General features: G+C 44.4%; 18 protein-coding genes and 1 tRNA gene. 13 read left to right on the top strand and 6 right to left on the bottom strand.

Translation table 11 applies throughout. From position 1 onward, the window contains the following. The first annotated feature begins 604 nt into the window (after positions 1–604). Positions 605–2,707: a beta-propeller domain-containing protein gene (locus H7J92_RS02265; protein ID WP_221835189.1), complete on the top strand. Its 2,103-nt coding sequence runs from the start codon at positions 605–607 to the stop codon at positions 2,705–2,707. Between the two features lie 122 nt (positions 2,708–2,829). On the opposite strand, the gene H7J92_RS02260 is transcribed toward H7J92_RS02265, so the two are convergent. After that, on the bottom strand, positions 2,830–4,482 hold the full coding sequence (locus H7J92_RS02260; protein WP_078817420.1) for a sensor domain-containing protein: 1,653 nt from the start codon (positions 4,480–4,482) through the stop codon (positions 2,830–2,832). A gap of 134 nt (positions 4,483–4,616) precedes the next feature. Here H7J92_RS02260 and H7J92_RS02255 point away from each other — a divergent pair, with 134 nt between their 5' ends. From H7J92_RS02255 to H7J92_RS02245, 3 genes are all read left to right on the top strand, one after another. Further along, entirely contained in the window at positions 4,617–5,564 is a 948-nt protein-coding gene (locus H7J92_RS02255) for a DMT family transporter (RefSeq protein ID WP_009766297.1), read from the top strand. An 81-nt stretch (positions 5,565–5,645) separates the two neighbouring features. Further along, a complete protein-coding gene (locus H7J92_RS02250) occupies positions 5,646–7,364 on the top strand; it encodes an ABC transporter ATP-binding protein (protein ID WP_221835188.1) in 1,719 nt (572 codons plus the stop codon). Continuing rightward, on the top strand, positions 7,361–9,178 hold the full coding sequence (locus H7J92_RS02245) for an ABC transporter ATP-binding protein (RefSeq protein WP_078817418.1): 1,818 nt from the start codon (positions 7,361–7,363) through the stop codon (positions 9,176–9,178). The genes H7J92_RS02250 and H7J92_RS02245 overlap by 4 nt, the downstream gene beginning before the upstream one ends. Positions 9,179–9,837: 659 nt before the next feature. Here the strand turns inward: H7J92_RS02245 and H7J92_RS02240 are convergent. Together H7J92_RS02240 and H7J92_RS02235 are read right to left on the bottom strand one after the other, a co-directional pair. Continuing rightward, positions 9,838–10,296, bottom strand: a complete 459-nt coding sequence (locus tag H7J92_RS02240) for a YusW family protein (protein WP_221835187.1) — start codon at positions 10,294–10,296, stop codon at positions 9,838–9,840. Positions 10,297–10,405: 109 nt separating this feature from the next. Beyond that, entirely contained in the window at positions 10,406–11,422 is a 1,017-nt protein-coding gene (locus H7J92_RS02235) for a DUF2804 domain-containing protein (protein ID WP_078817416.1), read from the bottom strand. Between the two features lie 73 nt (positions 11,423–11,495). Between H7J92_RS02235 and H7J92_RS02230 the strand changes: the two genes are divergently transcribed. The 6 genes from H7J92_RS02230 (at position 11,496) to H7J92_RS02205 (ending at position 15,378) form a co-directional block, all read left to right on the top strand. Next, positions 11,496–11,568: transfer RNA gene (locus tag H7J92_RS02230), tRNA-Ala, on the top strand. A gap of 329 nt (positions 11,569–11,897) precedes the next feature. Further along, positions 11,898–12,722: a transporter substrate-binding domain-containing protein gene (locus tag H7J92_RS02225; protein ID WP_221835186.1), complete on the top strand. Its 825-nt coding sequence runs from the start codon at positions 11,898–11,900 to the stop codon at positions 12,720–12,722. A 1-nt stretch (position 12,723) separates the two neighbouring features. After that, on the top strand, positions 12,724–13,389 hold the full coding sequence (locus tag H7J92_RS02220; protein ID WP_221835185.1) for an amino acid ABC transporter permease: 666 nt from the start codon (positions 12,724–12,726) through the stop codon (positions 13,387–13,389). A 28-nt stretch (positions 13,390–13,417) separates the two neighbouring features. Then, on the top strand, positions 13,418–14,146 hold the full coding sequence (locus H7J92_RS02215; RefSeq protein ID WP_221835184.1) for an amino acid ABC transporter ATP-binding protein: 729 nt from the start codon (positions 13,418–13,420) through the stop codon (positions 14,144–14,146). A gap of 45 nt (positions 14,147–14,191) precedes the next feature. After that, positions 14,192–14,677, top strand: coding sequence for an amidase domain-containing protein (locus H7J92_RS02210; RefSeq protein ID WP_078817412.1), 486 nt, complete (start codon positions 14,192–14,194; stop codon positions 14,675–14,677). A gap of 107 nt (positions 14,678–14,784) precedes the next feature. After that, positions 14,785–15,378, top strand: coding sequence for a nitroreductase family protein (locus H7J92_RS02205; RefSeq protein WP_078817411.1), 594 nt, complete (start codon positions 14,785–14,787; stop codon positions 15,376–15,378). A gap of 208 nt (positions 15,379–15,586) precedes the next feature. Here H7J92_RS02205 and H7J92_RS02200 read toward each other — a convergent pair whose 3' ends face one another. Then, the gene (locus tag H7J92_RS02200; RefSeq protein ID WP_221835183.1) at positions 15,587–16,969 is read right to left on the bottom strand and encodes a dipeptidase; all 1,383 of its coding nucleotides are present in this window, start codon (positions 16,967–16,969) and stop codon (positions 15,587–15,589) included. A 241-nt stretch (positions 16,970–17,210) separates the two neighbouring features. On the opposite strand from H7J92_RS02200, the gene H7J92_RS02195 reads away from it, so the two are divergent. After that, entirely contained in the window at positions 17,211–18,470 is a 1,260-nt protein-coding gene (locus tag H7J92_RS02195) for a hemolysin family protein (protein WP_246602416.1), read from the top strand. Positions 18,471–18,581: 111 nt separating this feature from the next. Further along, positions 18,582–19,127 carry an RNA polymerase sigma factor gene (locus tag H7J92_RS02190; protein ID WP_040758544.1) on the top strand — a complete coding sequence of 182 codons (546 nt, stop codon included), beginning with the start codon at positions 18,582–18,584 and terminating at the stop codon, positions 19,125–19,127. Between the two features lie 225 nt (positions 19,128–19,352). On the opposite strand, the gene H7J92_RS02185 is transcribed toward H7J92_RS02190, so the two are convergent. Then, complete coding sequence (locus H7J92_RS02185) at positions 19,353–19,541, bottom strand: SE1832 family protein (protein ID WP_009766281.1); 189 nt, start codon at positions 19,539–19,541, stop codon at positions 19,353–19,355. A gap of 11 nt (positions 19,542–19,552) precedes the next feature. After that, a complete protein-coding gene (locus H7J92_RS02180) occupies positions 19,553–20,611 on the bottom strand; it encodes a CMP-N-acetylneuraminic acid synthetase (protein WP_009766280.1) in 1,059 nt (352 codons plus the stop codon). A gap of 109 nt (positions 20,612–20,720) precedes the next feature. Here H7J92_RS02180 and H7J92_RS02175 point away from each other — a divergent pair, with 109 nt between their 5' ends. Next, on the top strand, positions 20,721–22,658 hold the full coding sequence (locus H7J92_RS02175) for a cation:proton antiporter (RefSeq protein ID WP_078817409.1): 1,938 nt from the start codon (positions 20,721–20,723) through the stop codon (positions 22,656–22,658). Positions 22,659–22,702 lie beyond the last annotated feature (44 nt).

Raw genomic sequence — 22,702 nt, 5'->3', positions numbered from 1 at the left:
TTTTTGTTAAAACCCAATCCTACACCGAACCCACTTCGGCGCTTGCGGATGACTCCCGCGATGAAGCCAGTCAGGAAGGGCGCCTTTCTGTCTCATCACTCCGCCTACCGCTTGTAAGGCGCCTACGTTTAGTAAGTGAAAGCACTATGAATATCTATTTGCACTTTGGATTCTGACTAATAAGTTGGCTGCTGTAGTATCTTCTATATTTAAACACTACTCTCACTAATTTGTACGTACAAGCGAAGCCGCAACTGCGAGGTCGGCCGAAGCCATGAGTAAGCTAGCGCCCTTTGCTAGTTGGCTCATGGCGGGAGGCAATCCCACAGCGGCGCAGCGGTGATAGTGTACAACCCCGCACCCTTTCTTGGACACACTGAAATTCGAGCAACGTGACAACAAAAGTGTAACGTCATTGAAGTCACTTCGGCATTTGCGAATACCACTTACCACACTTATTTTCTATACCACACTAGCGATGGTGCCGCTACGGCATCCGTGATGAAGAATATTTACAAGGTACTTCACTCCGTCTTATTTCCACTCGATCTGTAACCAAATCAGAAAAATTCAGTCTACTCCAATAACAACAAGTGGAGAGAGGATGAATAAAATGAACAAGAGCAGATGGATTGTGACGCTTATAGCTATCGGAGGAGTAGGCGTGCTCATACTGGCAAGTTTCTTTTTCTGGCCGAAAGTGAACATCACATCCGCCCAATCAGTACTTGCCGACCAGCCGATGACGGTGTATTTCACAGCACCGGTCAAACCAAGTGTAGAGACATCGGAGTTTTACGTGACCGACCGTAATGGGGAAAAAGTGTCCGCTGAGCTGTCTTACGGAAGCGGGAGGACCACTTTGAAAGTGGAAGAGCTGCAGCCTGGAGACTATGAACTGCACGTGCCGAATAACAGTTTCAGAGGCTGGAAAAGAACAATGGACTCCACGTTTTCATTCGCTGTGATCGAGTCCGTCCAGCCTGTCGGATCCATTAAAGAGATTGAAACATTCTTTAGGCAAGCAGAGCAACAAACTAACAATTTTATGCAAAGTGATGACCAAGTGGAGTCTTCTTCGGAAGACAAGGCGTCTAGCCAAGGTAGTGCTGCTTATTCTCAAACGAATCAGCAAGTTGAGGGTGTGGATGAAGCGGATCTTGTGAAAACGGATGGTAAATTCATTTACGATATCACGAACTACGAGCAGTTGATCATTACCGATATCCGTAAACCGAGGAAGCTAGTGAATGCCAGCATCACGGGCTTTGACGGGACATTTTATCCAAGAGAACTATATGTAGACGACAATCTTCTCGTAGTCATCGGCAGCAAGCAGCACGATCAACCTGTTACCGCTGATGAAGCGAAACGGATGATGCCGACACAAGAGTTATCCGTGATTCGGGTGTACGATGTGACGGACCGAAAGCAGCCGAAGCTAATTCGTGAAACAGGAGCGGAAGGCTATATCATAGGGACACGAAAAATTGGCCGGCATGTGTATATGGTGACGAATAATCGTCCGATGTATTGGATTCAGAACGATTTGCCTGAGGGTGAAGAGTTGTTGCCAAAGGTGTTTGACTCCGCGGACGACCATTCGGTGCAGCCAATGAAGATCGATCAAGTCTCCATTTTGCCAGGTGCAATGGAACCGTCGTATTCTGTTATCACAGCACTCGATATTCATTCGGGTGACAAGAGTGGTGTCGAGACGAAGGCCTATCTTGGCAGCGGCGAACAACTCTATATGTCGAAGGATCATGTCTATTTGATAGCCACTCTCTATGGAAACCAAGCTACGCAAGGAAACAGCGAAGTCTTCAAATTTAGGCTGAATGGAACGGCCATCAATTTCTTGCAGGCAGCGCAAATGAGAGGCACCATCTTGAACCAGTTTTCCATGGATGAATATAACGGATACTTTCGAGCGGTCACAACGGAAGGCAATCTCTGGGATGAGAAAAACATCGCGAAAAACCATTTATTCATCTTAGATAACCAAATGAAGCAAGTTGGATCTGTTGAAAATCTTGCGAAAAATGAAAGGATTTATTCGGCACGGTTCATGGGGGATAAAGCCTATATGGTGACATTCCGTGAAACAGATCCTTTATTTGTGATGGACGTTGAAGACCCGCAGAACCCTGAAGTGCTCGGTGAATTAAAGATCCCCGGATTCAGCAACTATTTACATCCATTGGACGAAAGGCATTTGCTTGGGTTCGGTTACGAAACAGTAGCCAAGAAAAATCCTCAAGGTGGCGAGCCGATCATTCAAACACAAGGTATGAAGATTTCATTGTTTGATGTCACGGACTTCGCGAATCCGAAAGAAAAGGCAACTGAAATCATTGGCGGTCAAGGTACGTATTCACCTGTCCAACATGATCATCACGCTTTGTTTTTACATCCGGCAAGGAATTTGTACGGATTTCCGGTTACGATCTATCGGGAAGTCAAAGGTGAAAATTTCTTGAATTCTGAAAAGGCTGGGGCGATGATTTACGAAATATCGGCAGACAAAGGAATTATTGAAAAAGCCGACCTGACGGAAAAATTTTCAAACGATTATGTGGATTGGGAAAAAGAGGTTCAGCGCCTGCTTTACAGCGGAGATACCGTTTACACGATTGCTGCAAATGAAATAAAAAGCTATTCATTGGATGATTTTACGTTGTTAGATGAATTGGAAAAGGAATGAAAAGGTTGTCTTTTCGCAATTCGTCCATTAAGCTTTAAGTAGCAGTACCAATTAAAATTTGCACGAAAAAAATGGAGCCCTTTCTTTATGAAAGGAGCTCCATCTCATTTGGTCAAAAACAGTTATTTGATTTCAATCTGCTCTGCAGGTACCGGCTTTCCTATAAAATGACCTTGGACCGCGTCGATGCCCATTTCTTTCAGCAATTCGAATTGCTGTTCATTGCGCACGCCTTCTGCGATCGTATACAAATTCATTGTCTTAGAGAATTGAATCATACCTTCGATCAATTGTTGTGTTTTCGAATTGCTTAGTAAAGTGTCGATGAACACGCGATCAAATTTAATGCTTGTGATCGGCAAGTGCTGTAAATAGCGTAGAGACGCATAGCCTGAGCCGAAATCATCAAGCGTAAATTGCAGACCGAGGCTTTGGAGTTCCGACATTTGGGTAATCACAGATTGTTCTTCTTCTGCCTTAAGCGCGAACTTCTCCGTGAACTCTAAAGAGACTTTATTTGCCGGACAGCCTGTTTCATTTAAGATAGAGAGTAGACGGTTTTTCCACTGTGGATTTAGGGATTCTCGAATGGAAGAGTTGATCGAGATGTTCATTTCTGTGCCGGCGCGATGCCATTTCGTCGCAAACGTCATCGCTTCTTCTGCCACAAATGCACCAACTTCTTCGATCAAACCATTCTCTTCCGCAATAGGAATTAACTCGTCCGGACTGATGACACCCAGCTCTTCATCTTCCCAACGGATTAACGCTTCATAGCAATTAATGCTGTTGCTTTTGATATCGAGTTGGGGCTGATAGGCGACTTGTAACGTATTACGGTCCAATGCAGTGTACATTTTTCGATCGATTTCTAAACGACGATTCAGAATTTTATGGGATTCAGCAGACAACGAAGCAATTCGTCCTCCGCCTTGGCTGATGACATCATCGGCAGCAGTTATGGCCACTTTGTATAGCTGCATATACGTTTGTTGATCTTCCGGATACCGAACGATACCGCCGCTAACCGAAAGCGTCTGTGCATTGTGACTCAAGTAAATCGGTTGTTGTTTCAAGAAGTCATACAAACCTTGTATGTACCAATCACCGAAAGCGGTCAGCACGACAAAACTATTCGTATCAATGCGTGCCACTGGGCTGTCTTGGAAGTATCGCTTCAGACGGTTGGTGAACTCTTGAATTAGCTCTGTCTCAAATTCTGGGGATTGCTGCTCTTTCATAGAGAAATAATGGTCGATCGTCAAATAAACGAATGAGAAATGCTGGCCTAGTTTAATCGATTCATTCACAACTTGCTCTAGTTTATGCCGGCTCATTAGACCGGTCTCTATATCAATAAACGCGATTTCACTTAATTTTTCTTGCAGACGGATATCTTCTGTAATATCCAGCTCTACGAAGAGGGTGGATTGCAGTTCTCCGTCTTCTGACATGGTAGGGACGGCGAGCGTGTTAACATAAAATGGTTCGCCTCCGCGAGTCATTTTTTCCACTTTTCCGGACCATGACTTTCCGGATAACAGACAATCCCAAATCGAGTTGACGGTTTGTTGGTTCTTCGGATCATCTGAGAACATTTGCCAAATGGATTTCCCAATAATTCGTTTAGGTGTCCAGCCACTGATCGTCAGATAGTTTTGGTTTGCATAGGTTATTAGTCCCTCACTGTCTGTATGAGTGACTAACTGAAATTTATCGAGACTATTGACTAATGAGGTTTGTTCTTTAGTTTCCGGGAAGTTAATTGTATTCATTAGTGAATGCTCCTTTCCGATTCTACTATATAACTATTATAGTATAAAAATCATCTATGTCTATATAGTATGTATGAACTTTATACTATAAATTATGATGGATAGTTGATTTCTTTCATTAGGGGGAATGGTTTATGATGCGATTGAAAGGGATAATGATGATTATTGTCGGTTCCATGTTGTGGGGGGCTACAGGACCCATGATGGAATGGATTTTGCATAATAGTGATATTTCCGTTTCCATGCTGCTGATTCTGCGTTTGATGATTGCCGGCGCTGCTCTCCTCTTCTTATTGAAAGCTAAAGGGGTGCAAGTGGGACGGCCAATGAGGCAAAAGCTTTGGTTACGCAAAATGGTCATGTTCGGTGTCTTTGGCATGCTGGGTGTTCAGTTCGGCTTCGTCCAGACAATTGCGCATAGTGACGCGGTCGTGGCCACGCTTTTTCAATTCGTCGCGCCGGTCTACATCATCATTTTACTCTCCGCTGCACAGAGGTCCTTTCCTCCTGCGGGCCAAGTGATCGGCATGGTTGTAGCTTTATTCGGTTTATATCTACTGCTGACGAATGGCTCGTTTTCCAGTATTACATTGAATACGGAAGCGATTATTTGGGGAGTAGTAGTTGGATTTGCCTTTACGTTCTATACGTTGTATCCAGTCGTTTTAATGGCTGAATGGGGTGTATTGCTGGTCGTGGGCTGGGGGATGTTCATCGGCGGGGTAGTGTTGTTTATCATCAATCTCCCGTCCTTTTTAATGAATCTTTCCTTGCTGTTAGATGGTCCGATGATGGGAATGTTGTTACTTGTCACCATCATGGGAACGCTCGCCTTCATCCTGTTTTTACAAAGCATGACGTTCATCACTCCTGTAGAGACAAGTGTACTGTCTTGTTTCGAACCGCTCACAGCAATGGTAGTCTCGGTCCTTTGGCTTGGCCAAATGATGGGAGGGTGGCAAATAAGCGGCGCCATAATCATGTTGCTCGGTGTAGTTTGGTTATCCATAGGCGGTGACAGTAAGAAAAAAACTGTGCCGCCGCCAGAGCCGGTAGTGCCGTATGAGCCGTATGATATGTAGCGTCTTCATCTGTACACCCCGCGATTGAATATGACATAATAAAATAAATGAAATACAGTTGGGGAGTAAGAGGTGGAACAGATGAAGACGGTTTTTCGTTTTGCGTTACCTTATAAATGGCCTATGATGATCGCTATATTCCTAATGCTTTTGGAATTGGCAGTCGAACTGATCCAACCTTTGCTGATCGGTAAAATTATAGATGAAGGCATCATGCAGGAAGACCTCGGCGCTGTCGGACTATGGGGAGCTGTCATGATGGGCCTTGCCTTCGTTGCGCTCTTTTCAGGAGTCGTCAACTCCTATTTCGCTTCACATGCGGCGCAGAGCTTTGGGTTTGACTTGCGTCAGGCGTTATTTAAAAGAGTGCAGACAATGTCGCTCACTGCTTTTTTACGCTTTCCGACATCCAGCCTTATCACCCGACTGACGAGCGATGTGACACTTGTGCAAAATGCATTGTTCATGGGGCTGCGCATCATGGCGAGGGCTCCTCTGATGGTGTTCGGAAGTCTTGCCATGGCGTTCGTTGTCAATCCGAAGTTAGCCATTTTTTTATTGGCAGGAGCGCCATTTTTAGCGATTTTTCTGGTCATCATGGCCCGCAAAGGAGTGCGGCTCTTTGGAATAGTCCAACGTCGTCTTGATTCGGTCAATCGATTGGTACAAGAAAACTTGCAGGCAGTTCGGCTGATTAAGGCCTATTTGCGTGGCGCATTCGAAACGAGTCGTTTTTCAAAAGCTGCTGGAGACTTGAAGAAAGACAGTGTCCATGCAATGCGCTTAATGGAATTGATTTTGCCTGTATTGTTGTTTATTATGAATGCCAGTTTCATGGCGGTGCTTTGGTTCGGAGCGGATGAAGTAGGAAATTCCGGAATGCCTGTAGGAGACGTTGTGGCGATTGTCAACTATGCGATGCGCATGACGAGTGCATTTTCCATGTTCTCCTTTTTGATTGTGATCTTTTCGCGCGCTAAAGCATCTTCTGAGAGAATGGAAGAATTGTTGACGACGGACGATCAGCTGGAGGTGCTTGAAGCCACGGATAATTCATACGATGGTGCTTCCGCAGTACGTTTTGAACAGGTTTCATTCCGCTATCCCGATACGAATGAATATGTACTGCAAGATATATCTTTTGAAGTGAGACCAGGTGAAAAGCTTGTGATTATGGGCGCGACAGGTTCCGGTAAATCTACACTGTTGCAGTTGATACCGCGGATGTTCCAGGCGACAAATGGTACTATTTTGGTCGGCGGCAAGAAAATAGGGGAGTGGCAGCTTGATACGTTGCGGAAGATGATTGGCTATGTACCTCAGCAATCTATGTTGTTTACCGGGACAATCATTGACAATCTAGCGTGGGGTAAGCAAGGAGCTAGTCTGGAGGAAGTGGAGGAAGCTGCGAAGAAAGCACAAATCCACCAATCGATCATGCGGTTTACCGATGGTTATCACACACGAGTCGGACAGAAAGGCGTCAATTTATCCGGAGGTCAGAAACAGCGTCTGTCAATTGCTCGTGCGTTGATTCGGAAACCATCGATTTTGATTTTAGACGATAGCACCAGTGCGTTGGATGTGAAAACGGAAGCGGCGTTGTGGGAAGCTCTCGCGGAGGAAAATACGACGATGTTCATTGTTACGCAAAAGATTCAGACCGCACAAATTGCAGATTCGGTGTTATTGCTTTCAGATGGAAAAATCGTCGGTCATGGGACGCATGATGAACTGCTGAATTCTTCCTCTTTCTACCGGAAAATCGTGCAGTCGCAACAGGCGGAAGGGGTGGAATGATGGTGAAGCCTTTTACCAAGCCATTTGGCTATGAACCGATTATCGGTAAGGATGATTTAAGTAAATCCAGTCGTAAAAAAGTTCAGAAGGCAGGCGATTGGAAATCGGTACTCTTGCGTATTTGGCGATTAATCGATCAACAACGCGGTCTGCTCATTGCCGTATTGTTTCTTGTTTTCGCCAGTTCTGCTCTAGCTTTGGTCGGTCCCTTGATGATCGGGAATATTATTGATCGCTACATCATTCCGAAGAAAGTGGATGGTTTGGGAATGCAAATCGGCTGGTTGCTTACTGTTTATGCCAGTTTTTCCGTTGCGACGTACTTGCAGAACTACTGGATGGTCGGTATTGCTCAACAAACGGTTTATCGGATGCGGACTCACTTATTCGGTCAGCTGCAGAAGTTGCCCATTCGCTTTTTCGATAAACGACAGCATGGCGAATTGATGAGTCGTATGACCAATGACATTGAAAGTGTCAGTCAGACCTTGAACTCTTCGCTTATCCAAGTGTTTTCGAGTGTATTGACATTGGTCGGTACGGTGTCCATTATGCTCTATTTAAGTCCGTTATTGACGTTGCTGACGATGATTATTGTGCCGTTGATGTTTCTTGCGATGCGCTGGATCACAAGAAGGACAGGTATTTTATTCAAAGAGCAGCAGCGGGCGATTGGTGAGTTGAATGGAATGATCGAAGAAACTGTATCAGGTCAACGTGTAGTCAAAGCATTTTCTCGAGAGCAGAATGTCATTGACGAATTCGCTGAAAAAAGTGAGCGTTTAAAATTGGCTGGGTTTTGGGCTCAGACGTATTCGGGATTCATTCCGAAAGTGATGAACACGCTGAATAATATGTCGTTTGCCATCGTGGCCGGTGTGGGCGGCTTGCTTGCGGTGACAGGGTACGGCGGTGTAACGGTAGGGACAATTGTTATTTTCAGCGAATACGCGAGACAGTTCACAAGACCTCTCAATGATTTAGCCAATCAATTCAATACCGTGTTATCTGCAGTCGCAGGAGCGGAACGTGTCTTTGCAATTATGGACGAGCCAGTAGAGAAGGATGAGGTCGCTGAACAAACTTACACGCTTCAAGGAGATGTTGAGTTCCGCGACGTAACATTTGGCTACGATGAGGAAGTGATTCTCAATTCGATTAACTTTCACGTCAAACCAGGCGAAACGGCCGCTTTTGTCGGAGCAACCGGAGCTGGCAAGACGACGATCATGCAGTTGCTTTCTCGATTTTATGAAGTGGATGGCGGACAGATCTTGCTGGATGGCGTGCCGATCGATCAGCTGCCGCGGCAATCTGTGCGCAGTCAGATGGCATTCGTTTTACAAGATCCATTTTTATTCGAAGCAACTGTGCGGGAGAATATTCGCTATGGACAGTTGGATGCAACCGATGAAGAAGTGGAAGAAGCCGCAAAGCAGGCGAATGCGCATGCGTTCATCAGCAATTTGCCTAAAGGCTATGATACGGTGTTGACTGCAGGAGGAGAAGAAATTTCCCAAGGTCAGAAACAACTGCTTTCCATTGCCCGCGCGTTGGTGGCAGATCCAAAGTTATTACTATTGGATGAAGCCACCAGCAGTATCGATACTGTGACAGAACTAGCGATACAAGAGGCGCTGGAACGCTTGACTACAGGCCGGACTAGCTTCATCATCGCTCATCGCTTGAACACGATCCGTAAAGCAGACAGGATCTATGTGCTGGCGGACGGAGAAATCATGGAATCAGGCAGCCATGCGGAGTTACTCGAACGCAAAGGAATGTTCTACGACATGCTGGAAAATATAGATTGAATGCAAAAAAGCCATCTGTTCGCTGTTATATCAGGGATAAATGATGTGAGTTCTTATCCAAAAGTTGTGAAGGGTAAAGGCACCGTTGATCTATGTTCCAGGCGGACGCTTTCCGCGGGGCGCGCGGTGAGCCTCCTCGTCGCTACCGCTCCTGCGGGGTCTCACCTGTCGCGCTAATCCCGCAGGAGTCGCCGCCTTCCACTACGATCAACTAGCGTATTTCCCTGAAGTTAGTGAGTCGATTGCTTAATATGAATAGTTGTAAATACATGAACCAACGTCCAAGTATATGCACAGATTTTTTCAATCCAAAGAAACGAAAACTCATACTACATACAGTGAGTTCGCTATGTATAACAGTTCACATTATAGGGATTGAAGCGAAAGACGGGCGAAAAGCAAGGATTTTGCTCCCAACGCTTTGCTTATGCTCGCAAAAGCCGTTCTTCGTGACGGCTTTTCCTGAGGGATTTAGCTCGAATGATGAGACCCCGGACTGAGCGAAGCGAAGGAAGCGGCTTATCCACGTCCCACGGAAAGCGTCTCGTCTGTAGCGTAAGCCAATGTACTACTCATGGTTTTTGGATTCCAACTTATTATTTTGATGTTTATCCATAAATTAAGCCATCGATCCAATGAAGGATCGATGGCTTTTTGTGTTATTTCTTCTCTTCAATGTCTAGCGATTTATTATCTGTATACTTCACGTCTAGTTCGAACTCATCATAATCATCAAGTCCGTACCATTTCAAAATTCTCTCGATTGCTTCTTCTTTTGTCGTATCACTGTCTAGCAGAACTTCCATAAACATCTTGTGCATACTATCAATTGCATCGTTGCCTTCTTTGTTCACTTCTTGAAACTCATTGATGTATTCTGCATCGGAAGGTTTGACGTCTTCATAATCGACTTCAATCTTCTTGCCGTCTTTCTTGATCGACAAATCGAAGCCTGTGAAACCGTAACCGTCCCCTGTGTTAATGGAACTGCCTTTATCTTCATCTTCGTAACCGATTGTCGGATCGTCATTATTAGGTGCCTCTTTTTTCGAAGAACAGCCTCCCAAAATTAAAACTGAAGAAAAACCCACAATTGATACCATTCGTAAAAATGACATGAGCGCCACCCTTTCAAAGTTCATAGTACTTATATTATGACCTGAAAAGGCTGGAGCTAAACCACAAATTCAAGGTATGAAGAGAATGGAGTATGCCTAAATACCTGGATTATCGATCTGTGCGCTGTAGAATGGAACCGAGCATTTGTCTGATCGGCAATATTTGATCATTCGGCAGACGAATCTTTCCGTGATAATAACCAACCATTTGATTCACTGACATCTTGCGAATACAATAACGATCAAGTGTATGTTGCTGGAAGAATGGTTTGAATGTTAAGTTGACATCATTTGAAAATTTTGATTGAATACGCCAAGGATTTAAGGGGTTTTCAATATTTCTTTCAAATAATACATCTTCGTGGATCTTATACATTGTCCCTTCCACAAACACTGCATTTTCAGTTAAGCCTGTGCCGTCTGTCCAGCCTCCGCCTAGATTCAAGCCCACTCGTTTTCCGCCTGTCCGTTGGGATGCCATCGCCCAGCTCCAATCCGTCATACTGCTCCAAACACCTCGGCCATAATCATGGACCGCGAAGCTGTAATAGGGATTGAAATCGTATCGTCGATCGCCAATTTTTACAAAGCCACCGGTAGGTAAAATGGCGTGTTTGGAAGTGAAATGGAAAATGTCGCGACTTTTTGGAATGACGACATTCAATGATTCATCTTTTTCAGGATGGATGATGTGCAGATCTGCATGCAACGTTTCGTTGTCGAAGTCAGGAATAGTGACAGACAGATGCGTTTCACCTTGCATGTGGACGAACTGAACAGTAAGTTGGTCATGAATGAACTTGATGCTGTTCAAAGGTTCTTCGGGCATTTTGACACGTCTACCCAGTGGCAAGGTCAGATACTTTTCATAGAATCGCTGGGTTTCGTAATCTAGTATGTAAATTTGACAAATAGCTTTATGGTCCAGATGAACAATTGACGTAGAAAATAATAAATCTTCTCCATAAATACACCAATAATTCCACCTTTTCTTTTTCATAAACTGCCCTTTGAGATTACTGATTACTAAAGGACTTCGGGCAAATCCAATTGACTCAGGATTGAGAAGACCCTTTGAATCGCATAATACCACGGATTCGGTCAGTTCTCTTTCTGCATGCTGCATCTGTCCTACCACCTTTCTTGCCTATTGTCTTTTCATCGAACACTTGCTATACTCTATATTGTATCAGAAACGAGGGGCATTAGCTCAGCTGGGAGAGCGTTGCGCTGGCAGTGCAAAGGTCAGGGGTTCGAGCCCCCTATGCTCCATATATAGAATAGCAGATGGCAGTTCTTGAAGAATTTCTTCGGGAACTGCCATTTTTTAATGATAAATAAATTCTGTTCTTACCCGATAAATCCTCAAAAATTAGAGAATTTATGATTATTTTATAATAGCTATTGTATATTTATTCACCGTGTTGTATATTAAGTATACCAAAAGACATCGGTAGCAGGCTATAGCCAATTGAGTTAAAAAAATATTCATTGCACTATGAATATACTATTCAAACAGCTGTAGACAGCTCTCTGCCAATAACTTATAATTATTTTAATTTAGAAGATTGACATCACTTTAAAGAAAGAAGGGGAAACGAATGAAAAAGATAGTTTCGGCACTTTTACTCATTCTCGTATTAATTATTGCAGGCTGTAGTAATAATGACGGGGGTGGAGCAGGCACAACAGAGAAATCCACCTTAAAAAACATCCAGGACAAGAAGAAACTGGTGGTCGGGATTGCACCGGGTTATTTCCCTTTTGAGATGAAGAGCACAGAAGGCGGTTATGTAGGGTATGACATCGACTTGGCAAATGCAGTTGGTGAATGGTTGAAAGTTGATGTGGAGTTTAAACAATTCGTATTTGACGGCTTAGTACCAGCGCTCCAAACCGGAGAAGTAGATATGGTCATCGCAGGGATGACGATTCGAGGAGACCGTGCACTGGCGGTCGGTATGTCGGATCCTTACTACAAAACAGGTCAGGCGATCATGGTTCCAGCTGCCAATAAAGATGTTAAGTCTTGGGAAGAGCTGGACGTAAAAGGAAAGAAAATTGCAGTGGGCGTAGGAACAACAGGTGCGTTACTGGCGAAATCTCAATTCAAAAATGCTGAAGTCGTGGACTTTGAAGATTTCCCTTTAGCTGCTACAGCAATGGGTTCAGGACAAGCTGACGCAGTCGTTTACGATGAGCCGGCTATCGCGGTATGGCGCTTGGAGCATGAAGGACAAGTACATCAGGTAGAAGGTTTGCTTTCTGCTGAAAATCTGGGGATTGCTGTGAAGAAAAATGATTTTGAAACATTGCAATGGTTGAATTCATTTTTGCATGGCTACATCGATAGCCCGGAAGAATTGGAATCCAGAACGCGCTGGTTTGAAGAAAGTGACTGGCTGACGAAGGTTACGGAAGATTAATATGGGAAGCTATGATTATGACTTCAGTGTCATCTCTCAAAACAAGGATATTTTTATTGAAGGGACATTAAAGACGCTTGAAATTTCAGCGATTGCTTTACTCCTTGCTATTCCGATCGGTATTATATTCGGAATGGGCAGGATCTCCAGAAATAAATTTATCCGTCTAATTTCTTCAGCTTATGTAGAAGTCATGCGTGGCGTGCCGCTGTTAGTTTTACTGATTTGGATTTTCTTTGTATTAGGCCAATTTTTGAAGTTAGGCTCCTACTGGGGGGCCATCATCGGTTTGGCAATTTTTACAGGAGCCTTCATTGCGGAAATCGTTCGTTCCGGAATTCAAGGTGTGCCGAAAGGTCAAATGGAAGCGGCCCGTTCTTCGGGTATGAGTTATTGGCAGGCTATGCGGCTCATCGTTTTGCCACAGGCATTCCGTCGAGTTCTTCCACCGCTTGCTTCACAATTTATCATGCTCATTAAAGACTCTTCACTAATTTCTGTAATTGGTGCAACGGAATTGACGTTGAATGCGAAAAACCTGGTCTCTACCACATTCCGTTCAATCGAAGTATGGACATTCGTTGGTTTTGTCTATTTTGCTATGACATTTACACTGTCCATGATTATCCGTGTTATTGAAAAACGACTTTTGTCGAGGGAAAATTGATGATTGCCGATGTGAAGGAGTGCCGTAAATGATTGCTGTAAAAAATGTCAATAAAACATTTGGTACGAATCAAGTGCTGACTGATGTTACGTTGGAAGTGCCTAAATCCCATGTAGTGGCGATTATCGGTCCGAGTGGTGCAGGCAAATCCACGTTGATTCGTACAATTAATGCGTTAGAACCAATCGATAATGGAGAAATCATAGTAGATGGGATCTCCATCCATGATAAAAAAGTAGATATTAATAAAGCGCGATCGGAAATTGGGTTTGTGTTTCAAAGCTTTAATCTCTATCCATTCCTGACTGCACTTCAAAATGTGACGTTAGCTCCAATAAATGTCAAGGGGCTGAGTAAAGGAGAGGCAGAGGAAAGAGGAAAAGAACTCCTGACTTCTTTAGGCTTGGGTGACAAATTTGATGCGTACCCAAATAGACTGTCTGGCGGGCAGCAACAGCGGGTAGCGATTGCTCGAGCGTTAGCGATGGAACCTCGGGTGATGCTGTTTGATGAACCGACATCTGCACTGGATCCTGAAATGGTTACGGAAGTGCTGGATGCAATTCGTAAGCTGGCAGAAGATGGGATGACGATGGTGGTGGTGACCCATGAAATGGGATTCGCGAAAGAGATCTGTGATGAAATCATTTTCATGGCAGAAGGAAAAGTCGTGGAACAAGCATCCCCTGCCAAGTTTTTCTCAAACCCTGACACAGAGCGTGCCCGGAACTTTTTGTCTAAAGTATTAAATCATTAATGAGCTGCCCTTTCTTGTCATATAGTTTGGCAAGGAGGGGTTTTTTTGTATGATCGATTAGCGGCTGTCCGATATGCAGATAAATGGTGGAATAGCAGAAATCCTGCTTTTCCGATCGTGGAGGATGATTGCACGAATTATATATCGCAGTGTTTATTGGCAGGCGGTGCACCGATGCATGGCTATCCGAACCGTGAAAAAGGATGGTGGATGCGCAATGGGACGTGGAGTTTCAGTTTCACCGTCGCCCATTCATTGCGCTGGTATTTAGCCACTTCTAAAAAAGGATTGACAGCTACGCAAGTCGGTTCGGCGGAAGAGCTCGGACTCGGTGACGTCATCGCCTATGACTTCCAGGGCGATGGGCGATTTGATCATTCGACCATCGTCACAGCTAAAGATGGCAGGATACCGCTTGTCAATGCCCATACTTATAATGCATATCACCGAACGTGGGATTATAAAGATTCTTATGCCTATTCGCCCAATGCCACGTATATTTTCTTCAAAATTAACGACAACTTTTCTTGAGTCACGGTCGTTGAATCGAAGTGTTTTCGCTTAGCCTCTAGTAACAACCTATATAGTTGGGGTATACTTGTAGCTAAATACTTTACTTACAAAGGAGAAGGTTGAGTTTGAATGAACAAGCATTATCGGTAAGAGAAGCCATTATCTCAAGGCGTTCGATCAAAAGCTTTAACGGACAGCCAATCGAACCTGAAATTATACCAGAAATTATAGAAGATGCCGTTTGGGCACCGAACCATGGAAACCGGAATCCTTGGCGCTTAGTTGTAGCAGCAGGCGAGCAATATGAGCAAATTCTGGACGTGTTGAAAGAATTCGGCGTGGCGAACTGGAAGCAACTTTCGGATGAAGACTTAGAAAAGCAAATGAAAAAGTTTACGTCTGCCAGTGCAGCCGTTTTTGTTATCGTGCCTGAAGACGCTCGTCAAAAAGAGCGTCTAGAGGATTACGCGGCAGCTAGCATGTTGATTCAAAACATTCAATTGCTGGCATGGGATAAGGGAATCGGGACATGCTGGAAGACACCAGGCTTCCTGGACAACCCGAAATTCCGTGAACGCTTAGGTATACACCCCGGTGAACGAATCATCAGCATGCTCCAATTCGGCTATTTCGACGCAGCTCCCAAAGCCAACCCGCGCAAGCCTGTCGAAGAAATCATCACGTATTTCGGCGACAGTGAAGAAGGTTCAGTGGAATAAACAAAAACAGGCTGCCCTCGTATTGTTGAGGACAGCCTGTTTTGACTTGTAGGCAAAATACAGAAATAGTTGGTCTGGATAGTGCCAGAGGGAAAAATAAAGCAAAATAATATAGGCTGATTGTCCGGGGATTTACGCTCCAGATGGAACGCAGATCAACGATGCTTTTACCGCTTACCGCTTCCTTTAATTACAGCTCGCTATTACTTCAAAGCCCAAGCTTTTCAACTTCTCCATAATAAGTGCTGATCACGCGCAAGCCCTTGTCGAAGTTTTCCAAATGAAAATGTTCATTCGGTGCATGGAAGTTTTCTGTATCGAGACCGAAGCCCATCAAAACGACAGGCAAGTTAAGAATTTCATCAAAAGCAGCTACGATCGGAATGGAACCGCCGCCACGGGCATAAACAGTCGGTACGCCATACACTTGTTCATAAGCTCTTCCTGCTGCTTGAATTACCTCGTGGTCATAAGGCGTCAAATAAGGTTTTCCTTTATCGAAATCGGTCACCGTCACCGTACAACCGACAGGCTCATGTTTTTTGATATGCGCGCGCAACTTAGCGACAATATCATCAGGATCTTGATCGGGTACTAATCGGCAAGTGATTTTTGCCCCTGCCTCCGACGGCAGAACCGTTTTGATTCCTTCTCCTGAAAATCCACCGAATACGCCATTGACTTCTAATGTAGGACGAGCCCACGTACGTTCCGTATAAGAATAGCCGGGTTCGCCGGTAAGCTCCTTCACGCCGACTTCCTTTTTAATCGCTTCCTTATCGAAGTCTAAAGCTGCCCATGCAGAACGCTCTTCGTCTGTCAGATCTCGAACTTGATCATAAAAACCATCAATCGCAATCGTACCTTCTTTGTCTCGGAACGAAGCCAAGATTTCAACTAAGGCGTGAATTGGATTTTGTACACCTCCGCCGTACAATCCTGAATGAAGATCTCCTTTAGGACCTTTCACATCGACTTGTACGCCGGCTAAGCCGCGCAGTCCGTAGCAAATGGCAGGTTGTCCGGGCCCGTACATACCTGTGTCGGAAATGACGATCAAATCAGCAGCCAGCTTGTTCTGATTTTCCCGAATATACGCTTCGAGGCTAGGGCTTCCGATTTCTTCTTCGCCTTCAATGATGAGCTTAACGTTAACAGGAAGCTTTCCATCTAATTTCATCAGGGCCTCGATCGCTTTCACATGCATAAACACTTGCCCTTTGTCATCACTCGCACCGCGTGCATACAATTTATTATCACGGATGGATGGCTCAAACGGTGGTGTTTCCCATAAATGAAGGGGATCGACAGGTTGTACATCATAGTGGCCATAGATCAGAATAGTTGGCTGATTTTCCGCATGCAGCCAGTCGGCATAGACGACAGGCTGCCCGGCTGTTTCCTCAATTGACACATTCTCAAGACCTGTGTCTTTAAAAGCGCTTGCCAACCATTCAGCAGCCCTTTGCATATCCGGTTGATGTTCCGATAAAGCACTGATGCTTGGAATTTCCAAAAATGCTTTCAGTTCTTCCATGTGACGCTCACGGTTTTCTGTGAAATAGTGATCCAATGTTTGTAATGTGCTCATGTGAAGCCCTCATTTCTGTACGTATTTTATATTCCACAGTATAGCAGAATTTCATGAACGATAAGGTTTAGACGCTTAGTAAGAAGGGAAACGATGTGTAAAAGTGGGTGTGCAGGTCTGTTTCGAATTAACGGATCGTTTTGACTTTGTGCTATACTATTGAAATAAGAAGTTGAGAAATTTAGGGAATATCATATTTTATTAACTAAGCTTAATGAAGAAGATGCTGGGGGAGACGCAATTGTTTATTGCATTAGGACTTTGTTTGTTTTTGTCCTTCTTTTTATCAGGAAGTGAAACCGCTTTGACTGCTGTGAATCGCATGAAGATTCAGCTGCGTGCAGATCAAGGGGATAAGAAATCAATTAAATTACGGCAATTAATTTCAAAGCCGGATCGGATGATTACGGCCATATTAATCGGCAATAATATCGCGAACATTTTGATGCCCACAATCGTAACGATGATCGCAATTGATAAAGGCTTGAGTGTTGGGATCATGACGGGAATACTGACGGTGGTTCTGATTATATTCGGTGAAGTGCTGCCGAAAACGATCGCTGCTACTTTCGCGGATCGAATCGCTTATGTCGTTGCACCGCCCATTACATTTCTCGTTAAATTACTCATTCCATTGACTGCAATACTGGCCCTGTTTACCAATTTCTTCGTTCGACTGATTTCTAAAGGGGCTGTAACAGAAGCGACGCTTACGAAGGAAGACGTACGTTCTATGGTAGATATCGCATCTACTGAAGGAACGTTCGGTCAGGATGAATCGATTCGTTTGAAAGGTGTTCTGGACTTTCGTGAAAAAGATGTGATGGATGTGATGGAAACCCATCGGACGGATGTCATTTCTTTATCGATGGATTCCACATATGAAGACGTTCGAGATGTTGTACTGCAGTATTTTTATACACGCTATCCGGTATATGAGGAAAGTATCGACAAGGTTGTCGGTATTTTTTATTCGAAAATGTTGATTGAATGGTCGATGTATCCCGAGAAGAAGTTCTCAGAAATGATTGACCATGAACCTTTATTTGTCGTGCAGACAGCGAGTGTGGAATTGGTATTCAAACGCATGCTGACACAGAAAAAGCATATGGCCATCGTGCTGGATGAATACGGCGGAACACTGGGGATCGTCACGCAGGAAGATATTATTGAAGAGATGATTGGACAGGATATAGAAGACGAAACGGACGTTGAAGAAGAGTCAATGGTCTTTGAAAAGGATGAAAACTGTCTGGTGTGCCAAGGACGTCTCGGGATTGAAGATGTGATCGAGTTGCTTGATGTCGAGTTGCCGACCGACCATGAAACGATTGGTGGTTTTGTATTTTCGGAAATTGGACATATCCCCGAAAAAGGCGAGCAGTTCACTTTCGACTCTTTAGTATTTGAGATTGAAGAGATGGACAGGACGCGTATTCTGCGTTTGCGGATCACGAAACGCGAGGAACCAAAAGAACAAGAAGGGTTAATCGGAATTTAAACGTTATAAAGCAACCTTACAGAAATGTAAGGTTGCTGAAAGAGAAAGCAATAGTTAGTAATGTAGATGTCTGACATAATAAAGGTACCAGTTCAAACGGAGGTACTTATTATGAATACTGACTTAAACGCATTATATGAAGAATATGGCCGATACTTATATCATTTATGTCTTAAATTGACTCGAAATAAAGAAGAAGCAGAAGATCTCATGCAAGATGTTTGGGTGAAAGTGGTTCGATACAGTGGTGAAATGAACGAAGTCAATCGCATGAAAGCTTGGTTGACAACGATTTGTATGAATACATTCCGAGATCGCTACCGAAAAAATGTACGACACAGCCAGTACGTGATGAACCAGCCTGATACATTAGACGTTCCGCTTCTAGATTTGGTTCCCAGTGATGCAAAAACTCCTGTGGAATTGATTGAACAAAATGATATTCAAATGTTGGTTCAGCAGAAGATCGGACAGCTGGACGGTATCTACCGTAAGACTATCGAGTATTTCTACGTCAATCAATATTCATTAGTCGAAATTGCCGGTATCATGAAAGTGTCCATCGGCACGGTGAAGTCACGTTTGTTCCGTGCAAAGAAGTATTTGAAGGAACTATTAGTGCAGGACCAAGCAGCAACGGAATATGTTATGGCTTAAAGCTCACTTTTTGTGGGCTTTTTTTAGCTGAAAAAGTACGTGTATGAGCGCGCGCAGTGGTTTTATGAGCGAGTTCCGTGCTGTTATGATTGCTTGAAGAGGGAGTATGAGCGCAAGGAGGTTGGTTATGAGCGGCTGACTAGAGTTTATGATCGCAAATGGGTTATTCATGATTGTCGGCAACGAAAAAGGCTGTTCAGAAAGTTTGAACAGCCCCTTGGTGTTTTACTCTGTTGCTTCAGCCAGCTGCTTGTTCAACTCAGCTAAGCGGTCTTCCATGCCGGCTAGTCGGCGTTCCGCGTTTTCGATCATCTTGCTGTGACCTGTGGATTCTAGTTTTTCGATATCGCCTTGCAAACCGATGTAGTCCATTTTGAGTTGTGCAATCTCTTGTTCGATTTGGTTTTTAGTCATTGGGAAAACTCCTATCTGCCATTTTCCCTTAGTGTAACATATCCTGATCTTGTCCGTTTTGGAAACTCCAATAAATAGCGGATCGCCTCCACGATTTTCTCCTCGCCATTGCCTACATTCAACTGAAGTTGCCGCTTCACAGCTCGTTCTCTCCGTGCCTCATGCAATAACGGCTCCATGATGGCATTCAGCAAATTTGACTGTGTCACCTTACGACCGAGCCCGAGATGGATGAAGCCGTGGCTCTCTGTAGGGAAGCCCAGGTTTGATTCGAACTCGTTTTGGGCAAGGACAATACAAGGTACACCGATTGTTGCGACTTCATAAGGGGTATAGCAGGCATCGCATAAAATCATATCTGCCTGCGAATAAATTTCTGCCCGATTGTCAGGTGACCGAAGAACTTTCGTATTTCTGCGGCTGAGAGCCATCATTTGAATTTCACTGACGTCATGAGTATAATTTGAGCCAATTAAAACAGAGACGTGCAGAGGGATTTGTAATTGCTTAATATGTCTCAACGCGCGATAGGTCAGGTTACCAGGATCCTCGTCTCCAAATGAAATGACGAGATGCGGTGAAGAGGCGAAAGGCTTTTCCTTCAATCCCGCCTGGTGGTGCGGCTTGAGTGAAGCGTCTGCTGCAAACATTTCATGGCCGACGATGTAATGGTCTGGGAGCGGCTCATGTGTTTCTGCATATAATGTTTGGATGACTAAATCCGCAAGATGTCCTCCTTCGCCAAAATCGTCGAAGTGCAGCAGACTAGGGACTAAATCTTGAAGCTTGGACACTTCTTCTTTATGGCTAACACCGCTGTCTCGAATTAAAAGGTCGGGTTGCAGATGGGTTATAAGCTGAATGAGGGAAGAAGGCCCTTCCACTGGATAACAAGCAAAATCACCTTCAGGAACTGCTGTTTCTCGATCATGCAGAAAGAAGACTTCTGCTTCAGTTTTCAAGATGCTTGCCAACGAGGCTGCACGTCGGAGAGGATAACTTCCTTTTCCGTCTGTTATAGAGAGATACATCGCAATTTTTTTTTTGACTTGTTGTTCGATTGGAACCACCCTTTCTGAACCTGCTACGTTCCTCTTAGCCTATGAAAATGGAAAAGAGTTTATTACAATGGGGAACGGTGGAATTTACTTGCTAGATAAGGAAGGAGGAGACCCTTGCATGTTTAATTCATTGTTGATGGATTTAATGTTTGTCGTATTGATTGGTGTAGGGTCCCAGTGGGTGGCATGGCGTACAAGGATGCCTGCAATTGTAGTTATGGCGATTGCCGGTTTGCTGGTCGGACCGATTTTCGGATGGATCAATCCCCAGCAATCGATGGGTGACTTGTACGGACCGATCATTACATTTGCAGTTGCTATTATTTTATTTGAAGGCAGTTTGAATCTGGACTTTAAGGAAATTAAAGGGTTTGGGCGGCCGGTTGCGCGAATCGTAACGATTGGCGCATTCATTGCCTGGATTGCAGGCTCATTGGCAGCGCATTATATCGCGGGACTTTCGTGGGAAGTGGCCTTCATTATCGGTGGTTTGTTCATCGTCACGGGTCCTACTGTCATTTTGCCTTTACTCAGGCAGGCCCGGTTGAAACCGCGTCCTGCAGCGATTTTGAAATGGGAAGGTATTGTAGTAGATCCATTTGGTGCGTTACTTGCTGTTTTCGCATTTGAAACTATAAAATTTATCAATGATGAAGTGACAGCAAAAGCGATGATGCTCTTCGTCGGAGCTTCACTATTTTCGGTCTTCCTTGGATGGGGAACGAGCCGCTTGTTAGGATCAGCGTTTGAAAAAGGCAGGATTCCAGAATATTTAAAAGCACCGATTTTATTCGGCCTCGTGCTGTTTGTCTTTGTGCTTTCTGATGAAATTATGCACGAGACGGGCTTGCTGGCTGTAACAGCAATGGGGATGACGATGGCGAATATGCGACTGACGACCTTGCAGGATATCCGGCATTTCAAAGAGAATATCTCCGTATTGCTCATCTCCGGAATTTTCGTCATGTTGACCGCCTCCCTTGATCCGCATATTTTAATTGAAATTTTGAATCCGAAGATCGTGCTTTATGTACTGGCAATGTTATTTATTGTCCGACCACTATCGATTTGGTTGTCAACGATCGGTACGGATCTAACGAATCGGGAGCGGACACTGATCGGTTGGATTGCTCCTAGAGGAATTGTCGCCTTAACGGTGTCCGGTTATTTTGCGACCATTTTGCTGGATAACGGCTACGAGGATGCCGAACTACTGACGGCGTTGACATTTGCGCTCGTATTTTCTACTGTTGTCGTGCACGGTTTTTCAATTGGCTGGTTAGCCAAGAAGTTGAACTTGACGACACCGGAAGAATCTGGCGTTGTGCTCATCGGAAGTTCTCGTTTCGTAGCGGAACTTGCCAAGAACATTCAGGAGGCGGAACACCAAGTGCTGGTTGTCGAAGATTCTTGGGGCGGCTTGTCCAATGCCCGAAAAATCGGTCTCCCGACCTATATGGGAGATATTTTATCGGAGCATACCGGCTACCATTTGGACTTGACGCCGTATCGGTATATATTGGCAATGACTAAAGTGGACGTCTACAATTCTCATGTATGCGCAGACTTCACTCCAGATCTCGGGCGTGACTTACTGTTCCAAACGTCCACGCATAAACGCAGTGCAGGACAGCAGTTCAATTTAACGACCGGCCAGTTTCTGTTCACACCCAATTTATCGATCAACGAATTAGAAGAACGCATGACCTCAGGCTTTGTTTTCCGTAAAACGTTATTAACGAATCAATACAGTTACACGCAGTACTTGCGGGAGAGGGATGACCAATCCATTTTACTGTATATCATGCGGGCTGATGGTGAGCTAGAGTTTTACACTGCAGAGAAAGAGTTGCAAGCACAAACTGGAGATACCATCGTCACGTTATCCACACCGAATAAAACGATCGAACGGACGATTGATCGTCTTGAAGGAAAAGACGGCAAATCCAACGTCAAAAAAGAGATGGTTGAAACTAAGTTTTCAGAAGAACCGACGAATGAAAAACCTGCTATCCCAGGAGAAGCTCCGCCAAAAATCAGTAAGACTGCTGAGTGATGCTTCCTTGGTAGAATGTTAAAAAGTACGCCTAACTGAACTGC

Source organism: Sporosarcina aquimarina (genome assembly GCF_019748715.1).
Lineage (GTDB): Bacteria > Bacillota > Bacilli > Bacillales_A > Planococcaceae > Sporosarcina > Sporosarcina newyorkensis.
Note: the sequence above shows the minus strand (reverse complement) of the source record. Positions and strands in the feature narration are given on the sequence as shown.

What these genes read in the sequence shown, in the direction of transcription:
- H7J92_RS02265 (WP_221835189.1), top strand. Translation starts at nt 605, where the DNA reads ATGAATAAAATGAACAAGAGCAGATGGATTGTGACGCTTATAGCTATC.
- H7J92_RS02260 (WP_078817420.1), bottom strand. Translation starts at nt 4,482, where the DNA reads ATGAATACAATTAACTTCCCGGAAACTAAAGAACAAACCTCATTAGTC.
- H7J92_RS02255 (WP_009766297.1), top strand. Translation starts at nt 4,617, where the DNA reads ATGATGCGATTGAAAGGGATAATGATGATTATTGTCGGTTCCATGTTG.
- H7J92_RS02250 (WP_221835188.1), top strand. Translation starts at nt 5,646, where the DNA reads ATGAAGACGGTTTTTCGTTTTGCGTTACCTTATAAATGGCCTATGATG.
- H7J92_RS02245 (WP_078817418.1), top strand. Translation starts at nt 7,361, where the DNA reads ATGATGGTGAAGCCTTTTACCAAGCCATTTGGCTATGAACCGATTATC.
- H7J92_RS02240 (WP_221835187.1), bottom strand. Translation starts at nt 10,296, where the DNA reads ATGTCATTTTTACGAATGGTATCAATTGTGGGTTTTTCTTCAGTTTTA.
- H7J92_RS02235 (WP_078817416.1), bottom strand. Translation starts at nt 11,422, where the DNA reads ATGCAGCATGCAGAAAGAGAACTGACCGAATCCGTGGTATTATGCGAT.
- H7J92_RS02225 (WP_221835186.1), top strand. Translation starts at nt 11,898, where the DNA reads ATGAAAAAGATAGTTTCGGCACTTTTACTCATTCTCGTATTAATTATT.
- H7J92_RS02220 (WP_221835185.1), top strand. Translation starts at nt 12,724, where the DNA reads ATGGGAAGCTATGATTATGACTTCAGTGTCATCTCTCAAAACAAGGAT.
- H7J92_RS02215 (WP_221835184.1), top strand. Translation starts at nt 13,418, where the DNA reads ATGATTGCTGTAAAAAATGTCAATAAAACATTTGGTACGAATCAAGTG.
- H7J92_RS02200 (WP_221835183.1), bottom strand. Translation starts at nt 16,969, where the DNA reads ATGAGCACATTACAAACATTGGATCACTATTTCACAGAAAACCGTGAG.
- H7J92_RS02190 (WP_040758544.1), top strand. Translation starts at nt 18,582, where the DNA reads ATGAATACTGACTTAAACGCATTATATGAAGAATATGGCCGATACTTA.
- H7J92_RS02185 (WP_009766281.1), bottom strand. Translation starts at nt 19,541, where the DNA reads ATGACTAAAAACCAAATCGAACAAGAGATTGCACAACTCAAAATGGAC.
- H7J92_RS02175 (WP_078817409.1), top strand. Translation starts at nt 20,721, where the DNA reads ATGTTTAATTCATTGTTGATGGATTTAATGTTTGTCGTATTGATTGGT.